The organism is Polyangiaceae bacterium, assembly GCA_020633205.1.
Lineage (GTDB): Bacteria > Myxococcota_A > Polyangia > Polyangiales > Polyangiaceae > JAHBVY01.
On record JACKEB010000016.1, the window covers coordinates 158,948 to 172,937 of the forward strand.

The 13,990-nt window shown below is 65.9% G+C and carries 12 protein-coding genes; 6 read left to right on the forward strand and 6 right to left on the reverse strand.

Translation table 11 applies throughout. The features are described 5' to 3' along the window. Positions 1–274 precede the first annotated feature (274 nt). The 3 genes from H6718_25335 to rpsU form a co-directional block, all read right to left on the reverse strand. Positions 275–1,729 (reverse strand): hypothetical protein, encoded by a 1,455-nt coding sequence (locus H6718_25335; GenBank protein MCB9588759.1) that lies wholly within the window; start codon positions 1,727–1,729, stop codon positions 275–277. A gap of 65 nt (positions 1,730–1,794) precedes the next feature. Beyond that, positions 1,795–2,994: an aminotransferase class I/II-fold pyridoxal phosphate-dependent enzyme gene (locus H6718_25340; GenBank protein MCB9588760.1), complete on the reverse strand. Its 1,200-nt coding sequence runs from the start codon at positions 2,992–2,994 to the stop codon at positions 1,795–1,797. 171 nt (positions 2,995–3,165) lie between these two features. Beyond that, the gene (gene rpsU / locus H6718_25345; GenBank protein MCB9588761.1) at positions 3,166–3,360 is read right to left on the reverse strand and encodes a 30S ribosomal protein S21; all 195 of its coding nucleotides are present in this window, start codon (positions 3,358–3,360) and stop codon (positions 3,166–3,168) included. A 211-nt stretch (positions 3,361–3,571) separates the two neighbouring features. Between rpsU and H6718_25350 the strand changes: the two genes are divergently transcribed. Both H6718_25350 and H6718_25355 read left to right on the forward strand, forming a co-directional pair. Further along, a complete protein-coding gene (locus tag H6718_25350; protein ID MCB9588762.1) occupies positions 3,572–3,919 on the forward strand; it encodes a DUF971 domain-containing protein in 348 nt (115 codons plus the stop codon). Between the two features lie 9 nt (positions 3,920–3,928). Continuing rightward, positions 3,929–4,936: a glycosyltransferase gene (locus H6718_25355; protein MCB9588763.1), complete on the forward strand. Its 1,008-nt coding sequence runs from the start codon at positions 3,929–3,931 to the stop codon at positions 4,934–4,936. 23 nt (positions 4,937–4,959) lie between these two features. Here H6718_25355 and moaB read toward each other — a convergent pair whose 3' ends face one another. After that, positions 4,960–5,481 carry a molybdenum cofactor biosynthesis protein B gene (gene moaB / locus H6718_25360; protein ID MCB9588764.1) on the reverse strand — a complete coding sequence of 174 codons (522 nt, stop codon included), beginning with the start codon at positions 5,479–5,481 and terminating at the stop codon, positions 4,960–4,962. Positions 5,482–5,586: 105 nt separating this feature from the next. On the opposite strand from moaB, the gene H6718_25365 reads away from it, so the two are divergent. The 4 genes from H6718_25365 to H6718_25380 all read left to right on the forward strand — a co-directional run bounded on the left by H6718_25365 (position 5,587) and on the right by H6718_25380 (position 10,769). Beyond that, complete coding sequence (locus tag H6718_25365; protein MCB9588765.1) at positions 5,587–6,543, forward strand: DUF4013 domain-containing protein; 957 nt, start codon at positions 5,587–5,589, stop codon at positions 6,541–6,543. Positions 6,544–6,806: 263 nt separating this feature from the next. Beyond that, positions 6,807–8,384: a gamma-glutamyltransferase gene (gene ggt / locus H6718_25370; GenBank protein MCB9588766.1), complete on the forward strand. Its 1,578-nt coding sequence runs from the start codon at positions 6,807–6,809 to the stop codon at positions 8,382–8,384. Positions 8,385–8,550: 166 nt separating this feature from the next. Continuing rightward, the gene (locus H6718_25375; GenBank protein ID MCB9588767.1) at positions 8,551–10,212 is read left to right on the forward strand and encodes an NAD-dependent malic enzyme; all 1,662 of its coding nucleotides are present in this window, start codon (positions 8,551–8,553) and stop codon (positions 10,210–10,212) included. Continuing rightward, positions 10,209–10,769 carry a hypothetical protein gene (locus H6718_25380; GenBank protein ID MCB9588768.1) on the forward strand — a complete coding sequence of 187 codons (561 nt, stop codon included), beginning with the start codon at positions 10,209–10,211 and terminating at the stop codon, positions 10,767–10,769. The genes H6718_25375 and H6718_25380 overlap by 4 nt, the downstream gene beginning before the upstream one ends. Before the next feature lie 11 nt (positions 10,770–10,780). On the opposite strand, the gene H6718_25385 is transcribed toward H6718_25380, so the two are convergent. Both H6718_25385 and ftsZ read right to left on the reverse strand, forming a co-directional pair. Next, positions 10,781–12,220, reverse strand: a complete 1,440-nt coding sequence (locus tag H6718_25385; GenBank protein ID MCB9588769.1) for a sigma-54-dependent Fis family transcriptional regulator — start codon at positions 12,218–12,220, stop codon at positions 10,781–10,783. A 360-nt stretch (positions 12,221–12,580) separates the two neighbouring features. Next, positions 12,581–13,867 carry a cell division protein FtsZ gene (gene ftsZ, locus H6718_25390; protein ID MCB9588770.1) on the reverse strand — a complete coding sequence of 429 codons (1,287 nt, stop codon included), beginning with the start codon at positions 13,865–13,867 and terminating at the stop codon, positions 12,581–12,583. Positions 13,868–13,990 lie beyond the last annotated feature (123 nt).

Sequence of the window (13,990 nt, forward strand, 5' to 3'; positions counted from 1 at the left end):
CGACCCAAACCAACCCGACCAGAAGCGGTCGCGCGAGAGCGCGCCGCGTTCACCTCACCCCAACAACCGCCCGCCCATACAAAGCAAAGGCAGAAGCGGCCGCGCGAAGCGCGCCGCGGTCGAGGCACCCGAAACCCGACCAAACCCCGACAGAAGCGGCCGCGCGAGAGCGCGCCGCGTTCAAGCCACCCGAAAAGCCCGCGATCCTTTACCGCGCGGAAAAGTATGTTCCCCCTCCAGCCGCGCGCGCGAGCCGCAGGCGAGTCGCGACCGGCTAAGGAGGGGGCGCGCCCGCCGACGCGCGAAGCGCGGCGCCGGCGCGGGGGGAGGCACCAAAGGAAGCCCCCCCATCCTTGGAAATCAGCACGGGATAGGTCATCCCTGGCTTCGGCGCGCCGCCGTACAGCATCAGGTCTTCACCCAACGCAAGCAGCCGGCTCGGCACCTTCACCGAAGTGGGTACACTGCTCGACTCGACGTCGAAGGCGACCACGAACGGTGTCCACGTCTTGCCCGCATCGCGCGTGGACGCGACGCGCACGATGCCGTGGCGCGCCGTGGCGAGCACGGTGGTCCCGTTGACCCGAGCTAGATCCACAGGGTAACGCGGCTTCTGACCTTGGGGTCCGAAATCGGGCAACTCGAACGCGCGGCACACCTGACGGTAGTCGCAATACGCAACGCTGACGTCGGAAGACTTCTCTTTGCGGGTCGCGATGACGATCGCCTCATCGTCGCACGCAGCGCTCACCAGCTGCTCCTTGGAGTAGGCGAAGCGGCTGGAGTAGGGCTCGATATCGGGCCCCTGGGAGCTGACGATCCAGTACTTGCCGCTGTCGTCGAAGCTGATCGTATAGGAGCGGCCACCAGGCGTCGGGCAGCGCTCCGCGAAGCTCGAGAGCGCGCTGTCGTTGATGGCCGCAGGCTTCCAGTTGATGCCCCCGTCTTGGGTACGATAGACAGCGAGGTTCGCCGCTGCGCCCATCGCCACGGTGTAGTCCTTGTCGGCGTTCACCTTTACCGCACGGTAACGGACGCGCCAGGCGGGTAGGCCTTGACCAACCGCAGGCTGCGGAAGGTCACTCGGATGGGGCGCTCCCTTGGCCGTCGAGCTCGGCTTGACCAAGCGGCTATAGCCACCGCGCACGAAGGGCCACCCCTCCTTGGCCAGCTTCGCGAGAGGCTTCACGGAGACCTTGAGATCGTCGAGGGTCGCGCCGCGAGCACCGCTCGTCTTGAGCGCGTCGGCGGCGTCCCCGCCGTACTCGACGAAGCTCCACGCTTGGCTCTGGTGGACGCGCTCAACGGCTTCGCTCTTGGTGAGCTCCTTGCCCAGCACCGCGCAACCCTCGAACGGTCGGTCCCCTGGGTGAGCAGACAGCAGCCTGCGACGCAGCAGCCGCCTGAACTCCGGGGGATTGTCCCGAATCAGGGAGGGTCCAGTCGGCCCGGCCATGCAGAGCGCGTAGTCAGCGAGCTTGGTGGATGAATCGTGGAGGCTCCACGCGGCCATCGCCCGGGGGTACGCCATCCAGATCCCGCCGCCGCACAAGAGCAGCACGATCAGGTGGCGCAGGCGGATCGGAAAGCCTTCGTCCTCGAGGTCTTCCTCGTCGAAGTACTCCTCGTCCTCCACCAGGTCGTCCGGCGGAGCGACGACCCGATTGCGCAGGCGTGGCCCTTGATGGATGTAGCCGGAATCGACCATAGCCCGTTGGGTTAGGCTCACGGCGCCGGAACGGACAAGTTTACGACGTGGTTTCGTGGGTTTGCGCCCACATCGCCACACGTCCTTCAGCAGCGGTTGAGGGCGTTTTCCAGGTCCAGGCGCAGGTCGGCCGCTGCCTCGATACCAACGGAGAGCCGTAGCAGTCCGTCTCCGATGTCTGCCCGGCGTCGAGTCTCGACGGGCATCGTGGAGGCCGTGGTGGACGCTGGGTGCGTGATCAGGCTCCGCACATCTCCGAGGCTCACCGCGTGTTCGACCAGCTCGACCCCCTCGAGCACTCGCCTACCTGCCTCGAGGCCGCCCCGGAGCTCGAAGGAGAGCAGCGCACCGAAGCCCTGCATTTGCCGCGCGGCAATCTCGTGACCGGGGTGCGTGGCGAGTCCGGGATAGTGGACGTGCTCCACCGCGGGGTGCTCACTCAGCCAGCGGGCAAGCTCCAACGCGCTGGCTGAAGCCTGGCGCTGACGCAGCGCGAGGGTGCGCACGCCGCGGCTGATCAGGAACGCGTTGAACGGCGCCAGCACGCCTCCGAAGCCTTTGACAACCAGCTCGGAGGCTGCGTGAACGCGCTGCCTGCTGCCGCAAATCACCCCTCCAATGGCGTCGCCGTGGCCGCCAAGCGCCTTCGTCATGGAGTGCAGCACGAGATCCGCGCCGAGCTCGATGGGACGCTGGTGGATCGGCGTCGCGAAGGTGTTGTCGCAAACGAGCTCTGCTCCGTGCTCGTGGGTGAGCTTCGCCAGCGCCTCGAGATCGCAGATCTTCATGACTGGGTTCGACGGCGTCTCCGCGTACACCACCCGCGTCTGCGGCTGGAGCGCCGCGCGATACGCGTCGACGGAGCTGCCGTCGACGAAGCTGGTCGTGATCCCAAGCTTCGGTAAGTGCTCCCGTAAGAGCCGCGAAGTTTCGCCGTAGCAGCTCCAGGGGGCGACCACGTGATCTCCAGCCACCAGTCGCGAGAGCAGCGCGCCGGTGACGGCGGCCATACCGCTCGCGGTGGCGACGGCTGCCTCTGCGCTCTCGAGGTTCGCGAGCTTGCGCTCCAGCGACTCCACGCTGGGATTCCGCCAGCGGCCGTAGATATACAGATCATTTTCCCCGCGGAAAGCAGCAGCTGCCTGGTCTGCGGTCCCGAGGTTGTACGCGCTCGACAGCACGAGCGGCGGCTCGAGGGCACGCGCCTGGGTCAGGGCGTTTTGGTCGTCGATGGCCTCCCCCGCATGCACAGCCCGGGTCCCGATGTCGTGGCTCGAGTCACTCACGGGCGCGAATCTACTACGCCGCTCCTCGACCCGGACAGGCGGACGCGGGGACCCAAGACAAAACGCGCAACACGGCCACCGCGGATGCGGTGCCGTGTTGCGCTTGCAAGCGGTCCAGTGGTTCAGGCTACCCAGTTGCTAAACGGAAGCAGCCCCAAACCCCGCCGAGGCTCATACCCCGGGGATGATCTTCTCGCGCTTACGACGACGGCGAGCGGCCTCGCTCATCTTCTTACGGCGCTTCACGCTCGGCTTCATGTAGTGCCGACGACGCTTCAGCTCGCGCAGGATGCCTTCACCGGCCATCTTGCGCTTCAAGTGCTTGATCGCACGCTCGATCCCCTTGTCTCCGACGGAGACTTCCAGGGGCTTACACTGGACTGATTCGGTAGGATTGGACACAGGGACGGGCGGTATGACAGACGCCGCCGCGTCGCGCAAGGGCTTTGGCAAAGCACTGCACTTTTGTCCCCCCTCCGTGTCCCCCCCTCCCGCGCCCTCCTCCCGCTGCGGGCAGACGGCCTCCCGCTTCGTCCAGCGTTTCGCGCTGCGAGGCTCGCGTGATAACTGGCGGCCCATGGCCGACCCCCGCAGCACACCAACCGGCGTGAAAGCTCCCCACGGCGCCCGGGTGATGGAAGTGACCTGGCAAGACGGGCACACCTCCCGCTTCCCTCATCAGCTGCTGCGCGGCTACTGCCCGTGCGCTGGCTGCCAAGGCCACTCCGGAACCATCGCGTACCAGAGCGGCGGCAACCTCGAACTGGTCAAGCTGGAAGCCGTGGGCAACTACGCGCTCTCCCTGGAGTGGGGCGATAGCCACAACAGCGGGATCTACTCCTTCAGCTACCTGCGCCTGCTCGGCGACTTGATCGAAGCTCACGGCGACCAACTCCCCACGGAACACCCAGAGCTCCCGCGCTGAAGCGTCGCCATGCGCGCCCTCGTCGTCGCCACGTCCTACCCGGAGTCCCCGGCCGATCCTTCAGGGCACTTCGTGGCGAGCGAGGTGCAGCAGCTGCTCCGCCGTGGCTACCGGGTAACGCTGGTGGTTCCCCAAGGAAGTACGACGCGTTCGGCTACGCCCGGCATCCAGCTCCGTGAAATCCCCGCAGGGGATGCGTTCGGCTTTCCGGGGGTGAGGGCGCGCCTACAACATCCCAGCCCGCTGACTCGGGCACGGCGGGCGTTAGGCGTCGTGGCGTTCATGGCGCTCGCCCGCCGAGAGATAGCGCGCCTCGTCAGGGCTCAGGGCGCGTTTGATCTAGTTCAGGCCCACTGGCTCTTGCCCGGCGCATTCCCGCTATTGCCGCACGGCATTGCACGCGAAGCGGAGTGGGTCGCTCACGGGAGCGATGTTAGGTTGCTCTTGGCGCTCGCGCCGCGCTTGGCCAAGACAGTGCTCGAGCACGCGACCCGAGCCGCAGCCGTCACGCGCCTCCGGGCGGTGTCCGGGCAGCTGCTCGAGGCGCTCGCCCCCCTCACCCCCAAGAGCATCGTGGACCGGCGGGTGGAACCATGCGCCATCGACTTGAGCGGTGTGCCTTCACGCGCCGACGCACGGAGGCTCCACGAGGTTGAAGGAGAACTGTGGTTGATCGTGGCTCGCCTGATCGCCAGCAAGCGCATCGACGTTGCCCTGAAGAAGAGCCTGGAGTTCGCGCGGCCCAGCGCTGTGGTGGTGATTGGAGACGGACCACTGCGCCAGGCGCTGGAAGCAGAGTTTCCCCACGCGCGCTTTTTGGGACAGCTCCCCCGCCCCGAGTGCCTCAGCTGGCTCGCGGCAGCGGATGGTCTGCTCAGCGCGTCGCTACTCGAGGGTGCGCCCACGGTGATCCGTGAGGCGCGCGCGCTGGGAGTCCGGGTGCTGAGCGCTCCTGCGGGCGACCTACGACACTGGGCCGAACGGGACCCTGGTCTCGAGCTCTTCACGGATCCCTAGCGCGTTAGCGCGCTGTGTTCCTTCTAGCGCGCAGTGCCGCGGATGCGCGGCAGGAGCTCTGCGAAGTTGCAGGGCTTGGTGCGCGGGTCGAGCTGGGGCAGCAGGATCTTTTCCAGCGCCAGGCGCACGGCACCCGTGGAGCCGGGGAGCAAGAACACCAACACCCCGCCACACAGCGCGGCGTCCGCGCGAGATTGAATCGTGCTGGCACCTATTTCCGTGTAGGAAAGCATGCGAAAGAGCTCACCAAAGCCGGGGATGTGCTTGCTGATGAGCGGCGACAGCGCCTCCGGCGTGACGTCTCGTGCGGTGATGCCTGTGCCCCCGGTCGCGACGATCACGTCCGTCTTTGGGTGGGCGATCCATGCGGCAAACTGCGCGCGCAACAGCAGCAGGTCATCGGGCAAGAGCGCGCGGTCCATTAGATCGTGGCCGGCTTCACCGAGCTTTTCCCACAACAGCCCTCCACTCTTGTCCGTCGACTCATCCCGGGTGTCGCTCACGGTCAACACGCGGATCCCAAGGGGCTGAAAGCTCTCTGCCATGGGCGCATCTTGGACCCCGCAGTGACGCAGCACAACGCCGCGGGGGCTGCGCACGCGCGAAGCCCGTGGGACGGCGAGTGGCCCTATGTTATGAGACCGGGTTCTATGGCAATGCCTCCGCAGTTTCAGCCACCGACCCCTGGCTACGCACCCGCCGCTGGAGTGGGCGGCGACTACGGTCCGCCTCCTGAGAAGATCGAGGTGATGCGGGCGGTGAAGTTTTTGACCAGCGATCCCGTGGATGGGCGCAGCAACTGGCTGTACGCCACGCTGGTTCAGCTGATCCCGGTGCTGGGGCCAATCGTGATGCTGGGTTGGCAAGCGGAGGTGATGCAGCGACTGGTGCGCCAGCACCCGAAGCCCATCCCGAAGTTCGACTTCGGCGATTTCACTCACTACCTCAGTCGCGGCGTGGTGCCCTTCTTGGCGCAGCTGCTGAGCGTGCTGCCCATCGTCTTCGTTTGGTACATCTTGATGTTCGTCGGCGGCATGCTCGCGGGCATCGTCGGCGGTGCCTCGGGCATCCCGGAGCTCAGCATGCTGCTGCTGCTGCTAACGATGTTGATCGGCTACGTCTCGTTGGTCACGCTGATGATGGTGTTCGTGAGCGCGATCATGCTCCGCGCGGAACTATCCGAGGACTTCAGCAAGACGTTTGCGCTCGGCGCGGTCTGGACCTACGCGGGCAAGACCTGGAAGCGCGCGCTAGGCTACGGGCTCCTGCTAGGCATGATCAGCTTCGGTTTGGCCATGCTCGGCATGCTCGCCTGCTTCATTGGGATCTACTTCGTGGTCGCGATCCTGAGCTTCGCGAACATTCACCTGCGCTATCAAATCTACGCGGCTTACCTCGCAGAGGGCGGAGAGCCCTTCCCACTCAAGGAGCCCCAGACGCTCCCAAGTGAAGGCGGCGGCGGCGGTTACCCGCAGCAGCCCATGCTCCCCCAAGGACAGGCGGGAGGCTACGGTCCTCCACCCGGGGGCGGTGGCTACGGCCCACCTCCCGGCGGTGGCTACGGCCCGCCCCCCGGCGGCGGCTACGGTCCTCCACCCGGCTACTGAGTTCCGTGCGGTACCAGTTGTCCGGGTGGCCACGAACGCCGCAGCTGATCACGTACCTGCTGTGCGCAGGGTTGGCGCTCAGTTGTTCCCGTTCGTCCCCAAGCGGCGCGGGAGGGCAACCATCGCAGAATCCCTCCCAGACGCTGAACTCCGCTGCGCCCACGCTTGCAAGCAGCGCTCCCTCACCCCCAAAAGCCGCGCCTAGCGCGGGGCCCACGTTTCAAGCAGCGCCCGCTGAGCTCAAGCTTGCGGGGGGGAACGCGGTGCATAGCAAGCTCGGAATGGTGACCAGCGTCGAGGCCCAAGCGACGCGTGCTGGCGTGGCGGTGCTCGAAGCGGGTGGCAACGCCGTCGATGCGGCGGTGGCTGTGGGCTACGCCCTCGCCGTCACACACCCCAGCGCGGGAAACATCGGCGGCGGCGGATTCCTCCTGGTGCGCCCTCCTGGCGGACCGACGGTCGCCATCGACTTCCGGGAAGTCGCGCCGCAAGGTCTGACTCAGGCTGATTTCAACGCCATGATCGAAGCCAAGGGCGTCGGCCCCGCAGCGTCAGGCGTCCCAGGCAGCGTCGCCGGGCTGAACCTCGCACAGCGGCGCTTCGGCAAGCTCAAGCTCAGCGAGGTCATGCAGCCAGCGATCGATCTCGCATCGAAGGGGCACATCATCGGCCAGCGCGAGGGACTCACCCTCGGCTGGAGCCACCGCGCGCTGCGGAACAATCCGGAGGCGCGCAAGGCCCTGGCCCCGAAGAAGAAACCACTCAAGCCTGGCCAGCGCCTGTTCCGCAAGGATCTGGGGCGCACCCTCGAGCGCATCGCTCAGCAAGGCGACGCGGGCTTCTATGAAGGCAAGACGGCCGAGGCCATCGTCGCAGCGATGGAAAAAACCGGACGCATCAGCCTCGCTGATCTCAAGGGGTACGCGGCCAAGGAGCGCAAGCTCGAAGCTTTCGACTATCGCGGCTTGCAAGTCGAGGTGATGCCGCCGCCCTCTGCTGGTGGAGTGGCCGTGCTCGAAATGCTCAAGATGTGGGAGCGCGTGGAGGCCTACAAGCATCCAGCCGATTCAGTCGCCGCCGCGCATTTCTTCGTGGAAATCGCCAAGCGCGCTCACGCCGACCGCCGCTTCGACGTCGTCGACCCCGACACGTCGGATCGCGACCCAGCGAAGGTACGCGAACGCTGGCTCGACCCCCTGCACTGGCTCACGCCCCACCCCATCGACCCACAGAAGGCGACGCCTGCGGCGGAGCTGCACTCCCTCTACACCAAGGCTGCCGAAGAGCTCGAGCACACGACCCACTTCAGCGTCGCCGATCGTGACGGCATGGTGGTGTCTTGCACAACGACGCTCTCCGCGGGCTTCGGCGCCAAGTACGTGGTGCCGGGCACTGGGATCGTGATGAACAACTCCGCTGGCGCGTTCGGCAGCGTGGGCGAGAGCACTCTCAAAGGCGGCCGACGCATGACGAGCTCGATGACGCCAACCCTCGTGTTGAAGGACGGCAAGCCGATCCTGGTGTTGGGCTCCCCCGGCGGCGACACGATCCCGAACACGGTGTTCCAGGTGTTGCGCAATGTGGTCGACTACCAACTCCCGCTGTCCGTCGCGGTGGAGCGAGGGCGCCTACACCATGGCTTCTTGCCCGACGAGGTGCGCTACGAGCGCCGCAAGCCGCCCGCGCCAGGTGTGCTGGATGGCTTGAAGGCGCTGGGCCACACCATCTCGAAGAAGACGATCCCCATCGGTGACGCCAACAACTTGATGATCATCGACGGTGAGTACTTCGGGGTGTCGGACTCCCGTGAAGGCGGTCTAGCGGCCGCCCCAGCGCGCTAACTTGGGGCGCAATGGCGTCTACGGGTCGGTTCGAAGCGCTCCGCCCAACGTAAGCTCCGCCGCGTTCTGTACCTCAGGCGCTGACGCCTTGATACAGTCCAGCACGAGGGATGCCGTGACGAAGCTGAAGTTTGAACGCACACCAGAGGGCACGCCGCGCGTCGTCGTGCATGAGCGCGGTCGCGCCTTGCTCTGCAATCCACTGCTCAACAAAGGCACAGCCTTCACCGAAGCGGAGCGCGACGCCTTCGGCTTACGGGGCCTCTTGCCACAGAACCCGACGCCCATGGCGATTCAGGCAGCGCGGGCCTACGGCAATATCTCCCGCAAGGCGGATCCACTGGAGCGCTACATCGGCATGGCGGCGCTGCAGGATCGCAATGAGACGCTGTTCTATCGCGTGCTCGGCGAGCACGTCGAAGAGCTCATGCCCATCGTCTACACACCTACGGTGGGTGAAGCCTGCAAGTTCTTCTCCCAGATCTTCCGACGTGGGCGCGGGATTTGGATCACCCCCGAGGACTCCGGGCGCATCGAGCAGGTGCTGGCGAACGCTGCTACGGACGACGTACGTCTCATCGTGGTGACGGACAACGAGCGCATCCTCGGCCTCGGTGACCAGGGCGCGGGCGGCATGGGGATCCCGATTGGCAAGCTGTCGCTTTACACGTTGGGCGCAGGCATCCATCCGAACCAAACGCTGCCCATCAGCCTCGATGTAGGCACGGACAACGAAGAGCTGTTGAACAATGAGCTGTACGTCGGCTGGCGCCACCCCAGGCTTCGCGGCCAGCGCTACTACGACCTGGTGGAGGAGTTCGTGGAGGCGGTCATGACCCGTTTCCCCAAGGCACTGCTTCAGTGGGAAGACTTCAAGAAGGCGAATGCGTTCACCCTGCTCACGAAGTACCGCAAGCGACTCTGCTCCTTCAACGACGACATCCAGGGCACCGCGGCGGTCGCGGTCGCGGGGATCTTCGCGGCCGTGCGCAAGCGCAACGCCAAGCTAACGGATCAACGCGTTGTGATCCTGGGAGCCGGCGCTGCCGGCGTGGGCATTGGACATCAGATCCGCGATGCGCTGGAGAGCGCGGGCTTGAGCGGCGCGGCGCTGACGCGTGCTGTCGCGGTGCTGGACAGCCGCGGCCTAATCGTCGACTCCCGAGACTTCCGCGACGAGTACAAGCGCGAGTTCGCCTGGCCGGAAGAGCTCGTGCGCGAGCTGGGCTTGGACCCCGCACAGCCCATCGAGCTGTTGGAGGTGGTCAAGGCGCTCAAGCCCACCGTGCTCATCGGTACCTCGGGGCAACCGGGTGTCTTCAGCGAAGAGATCGTGCGCGAGATGGCCAAACACTGCGACGCGCCGGCGATCTTGCCCTTCTCCAATCCAACCAGCAAGAGCGAGGCCGTGCCGGAGGACTTACTGCGCTGGACCGACGGTCGGGCGCTGGTGGCGACGGGGAGCCCGTTCGAGCCCGTGACGCTGCCTGACGGCCGCACCGTGCGTATCGGTCAGGGCAATAACGTGTACGTGTTCCCCGGCGTCGGCTTGGGCGCCCTGGTCGCCGAGGCCAGCGAAGTCACCGACTCGATGTTCACCGTCGCCGCCCATACGCTCGCCTCGGAGCTCACCGACGAGGATCTGGAACAAGGGGCGCTGTTCCCACGCATGCACCGGCTACGGGAGATCACCCGCAAGATCGCCTGTGCTGTGGTGAAGGACGCCGCTGAGCAAAACGTCGGAAAGTCGTTCGAACCGAACGCGATCTACGACGCGGTCAGCCAGGCGATGTGGGAGCCCGTGTACCCGGAGCTGATCCCTGCGTGAAGGCGAGCCCCCAGGCGCGCCTCAACCGTCGAGTCTTGTTTCTGAGCGTCGCCGTCGCAGGCGCCGCCGCAGTTGCTTACCGCGCGGTAACACCAAAGAAGGGTTCGTCGGGTCTCTTTGGCGCTACCCCAGCTCTGCGTACGCCCCCGCCGGATTCGGACGGGACAAGTCACGCTCCAGAGGAGCGGCGCCTGGCCATCGCGCCGCGGTCGGGTCTGCCAACTTCAGTTCTTCAGCCTTATCCGAGCCAACCGGTGAGCGATGAGCAGAGCGCTGCGCTGCCAGCCCACGCCGTGAACGCCTACAAGCTCGGCGAGTCAGATCCGCGCCTGGTGCTGCAGGTGCTGACGCCCGAGACAGGCGCGGAGCCTTGGTCCAGCCGCCTGATGTTTCAGCACAACGTGGTGTGGCAGCATGAAGGTGACGCGCGCGGCTCCCGCGGTCTGATCCAGCTCGAGCTACCGGCGCAGCGCCTCAAGACGGGCCGCTACGAACTCCTGCTACAGCGCCCGGGCAGCCGAAAGTACCTCTACCTGTTCGACGTGAAGCTGGAGTAACCGCGCCGGAGCTAGCTCACGCCGTGCTCGTTCAGCTTGTAATAGAGCGTGCGGCGACTGACGCCCAGCATCCGCGCGGCAACATTCCGATTTCCGCCAGCCTTCTTCAGGGCCCGCTCTAGCGCGAGTTTTTCTGCACGCGCAATGGCAGTCGCGAGTTCCACGACTTCCACGTCTTCGCTCTCCGGCGCGAGCGCCTCAGAAACTGCCGACTCTGGAGCAGTCCGAGCGGCACCGTAGGCGGCCATCGCCGTCTTCTGGTCGACGGCGCCGTTGTCGATGCCTGGCTGCCACATCGCGCAGTCGCGCGCCGAGATGCGCGGGCCATCGGCCAATAGAACGAGGCGCTCGATGAAGTTCTGAAGCTGGCGCACGTTCCCGGGCCAGCGGTGGCTGCGCAGCATCTCGAGGGCTGGGGCGTCGATGCCCATGGCAGTACGACCATTGTTCAGACCCGCAGTGCGAGCGAAATGCATCGCCAGCTCGGCGATATCATCCGGGCGCGCGCGCAACGGCGGCACAAATAGGGGCACAACGCTCAGACGATAGAAGAGATCCTCGCGGAAATCTCCGCTGCGCACCATGCCGTCCAGGTCGCGGTGCGTCGCCGCAACGAATCGCACATCCGCCTGCAGCGTTTGCGTTCCACCCAAGCGCTCGTACTCGCGTTCCTGAAGGACGCGCAGCAACTTCACCTGAATTGCCGGAGTGATGTCGCCGATCTCGTCGAGGAACAGCGTTCCCCCCTCCGCCAGCTCCACGCGGCCCGGCTTGCGCTGGGTCGCGCCGGTAAACGCGCCCTTCTCGTAGCCGAACAGCTCGCTCTCCAGCAGGTTATCCGGCAGCGCCCCGCAGTGCACCTTGATGAAAGGTCCGTCCTTGCGCGGGCTCTCGTCGTGGATACGCCGCGCCACCAACTCCTTCCCCGTACCGCTTTCCCCACGGATAAGCACTGTCGCAACACCGTCCGCGACACGATGGATCGTGCGCTCGAGCTCCACCATCACCGGGGAAGTTCCGATGATGTTCGAGCGGAGGCTGAGGCGCGCGCTCTTCGGGGGTTCGTCGGCGCCCGCGCGATACAGGCTCAACATCTTCTGGATGACGTACTTGACCTCCTCTTCTTCGAACGGACGGCAGAGAAAGTCATTCGCCCCCATGCGCACGGCTTTGACGCCGAGGGAGGTCTTGCCCTGATCGGTGATCACCACAACGGGCAAGGCCTCGGAGTACTGACCGAGCTTGCTCAGCAACTCGAGCCCGCTGGCATCGGGCAGCTGAACGCAGACCGCCACTCCAGAGTAGTCACGCCGAGCCAACTCATGCAGCGCGTCCTTCTGAGTGCCCACACGAGTGGCCTCCACCTGCAACTCAGCGAGAACGGCAGACAGCGCCTCCGCAGAGTCGGGGTTTGGATCAACGACGAGCAAGCTCTGCTGAAAAGGATTCATCGCGCGCAGCCGGGCCCCAGACCACGGCAACCCCAAGCGTACCCAAAGCCGACGCACTCAGCGAGGCTCAGGCCGGGGAAAGCTCGACACCCCGAGGCGCAGCTTCCGATTCAGAGGGCGTCAGGCGCCGCGAGCGCCGCTCCACCTGGCAGAACGCGGGCGATTTTCGCGTCTCGGGACACCGGGTTGACCGCCCTCGGGCGCACAAAAAAAGGCGACGCCCCCCGTGGACCAACACGAGGGGCGCCTTCGTTCGCAGGAGGTAGTGTTGTCGTTCGCGACCGCTCAGCAGCGGGCGCGAATAGGGCAACGCCGAAGCCACGCGCGCCTGAGGCGGCAGGCGCGCTCGACCTCGGAAGATCAGCCGCCGTTTCGCCGCTGGTAGGCAGGCGTGTCCCAGTCGCGGTCCACGTTCGATGGGAACGTGATGCGGTCGCGGACCGAGGGCAGTCCGGAGTTCTCGGAGCGCGCCTGGAGACTCGCTGCGGCCGCGGCGGGGCGCCTCGAGTAAACCGTCGCAGGCTCGCGGTCGAGCTCCTCGAGAGCCCGTGCGGAAATCTCGGGGCGCTGTTCACGACGTACGGGCGCGGCCTCGGAGGGACGGGCCTCCTGACGCGGAGCCGGACGCTCGAGAGGTTGGCGGCTCGCCTGACGCAAGAGCTCTTGGGGCTCTTCCGCAGCGCGCTCGAAGCCGGTCGCGATGACCGTGACCTTGATGGCCTCGGACATGTTCTCGTCGATCGTAGCGCCGAAGATGATGTTCGCGTCCTCGTGAGCCTGCTCCTGAATGTAGGTCGCAGCCTCGTTGATCTCGCGCATCTTCATGTCGGGTCCGCCGACGACGTTGATCAACACACCCGTAGCGCCGTCGACGCTGATGTTGTCGAGCAACGGACTCTGAATGGCCGCCTCTGCAGCCAGGCGCGCGCGGCCTTCACCCTTCGCGCAACCGGTGCCCATGAGCGCGCGACCCATGTTCTCCATCACAGTGCGCACGTCGGCGAAGTCGACGTTCACGATGCCTTCCTGAGTGATGAGATCGCTGATCCCCTTCACTGCTTGGTAGAGCACCTCGTCCGCCTTGCGGAAGGCGTCCACGAAGCTCAGGTCGTCGTCACCAAGCGCCACCAACTTCTCGTTGGGGATGGTGATGAGCGTGTCGACATGCTCAGCAAGCTGGGCCAGGCCCTGCTCGGCGCGGCGGGCGCGCTGACGGCCTTCGAAGACGAAGGGCTTGGTGACGACACCAACGGTGAGCGCACCTTCCTCACGCGCGAGCTGCGCGATGACGGGTGCGGCGCCGGTACCGGTACCGCCTCCCATGCCAGCGGTGACGAAGACCATGTCGGCCCCGCTGATTGCCTCCTTGAGGCGGGTCACGTCTTCGAGCGCCGCTTTGCGACCGCGCTCGGGGTCAGCACCAGCACCCAGACCGCGGGTCACTGCTTGGCCGACTGAAAGCTTTAGTGGAGCCAGGTTTGCGTTGAGCGCCTGGGCGTCCGTGTTGACGCTGACGAACTCCACGCCCTCGAGCGCGAAGGAAATCATCGTATTGATCGCGTTGTTGCCGGACCCGCCGACACCGATCACCTTGATGCGCGCTTGGTACTGCGGCGACTCGTCAGCAAACTCAATCGAGAAACTCATGTTGCCTTCCTCCCGGTGCACTCGCCCCGAAGTGATGGAGCTGTGCGGAAACACCGCAGTGCCTCGATCGAGGGGTGTTGTCCTCGAGCCTTGGGCTGCCTCTTCCCTGGACTCGAACCCGCT

What these genes read in the sequence shown, in the direction of transcription:
- H6718_25350 (MCB9588762.1), top strand. Translation starts at nt 3,572, where the DNA reads ATGGCCGACCCCCGCAGCACACCAACCGGCGTGAAAGCTCCCCACGGC.
- H6718_25355 (MCB9588763.1), top strand. Translation starts at nt 3,929, where the DNA reads ATGCGCGCCCTCGTCGTCGCCACGTCCTACCCGGAGTCCCCGGCCGAT.
- moaB (MCB9588764.1), bottom strand. Translation starts at nt 5,481, where the DNA reads ATGGCAGAGAGCTTTCAGCCCCTTGGGATCCGCGTGTTGACCGTGAGC.
- H6718_25365 (MCB9588765.1), top strand. Translation starts at nt 5,587, where the DNA reads ATGGCAATGCCTCCGCAGTTTCAGCCACCGACCCCTGGCTACGCACCC.
- H6718_25385 (MCB9588769.1), bottom strand. Translation starts at nt 12,220, where the DNA reads ATGAATCCTTTTCAGCAGAGCTTGCTCGTCGTTGATCCAAACCCCGAC.
- ftsZ (MCB9588770.1), bottom strand. Translation starts at nt 13,867, where the DNA reads ATGAGTTTCTCGATTGAGTTTGCTGACGAGTCGCCGCAGTACCAAGCG.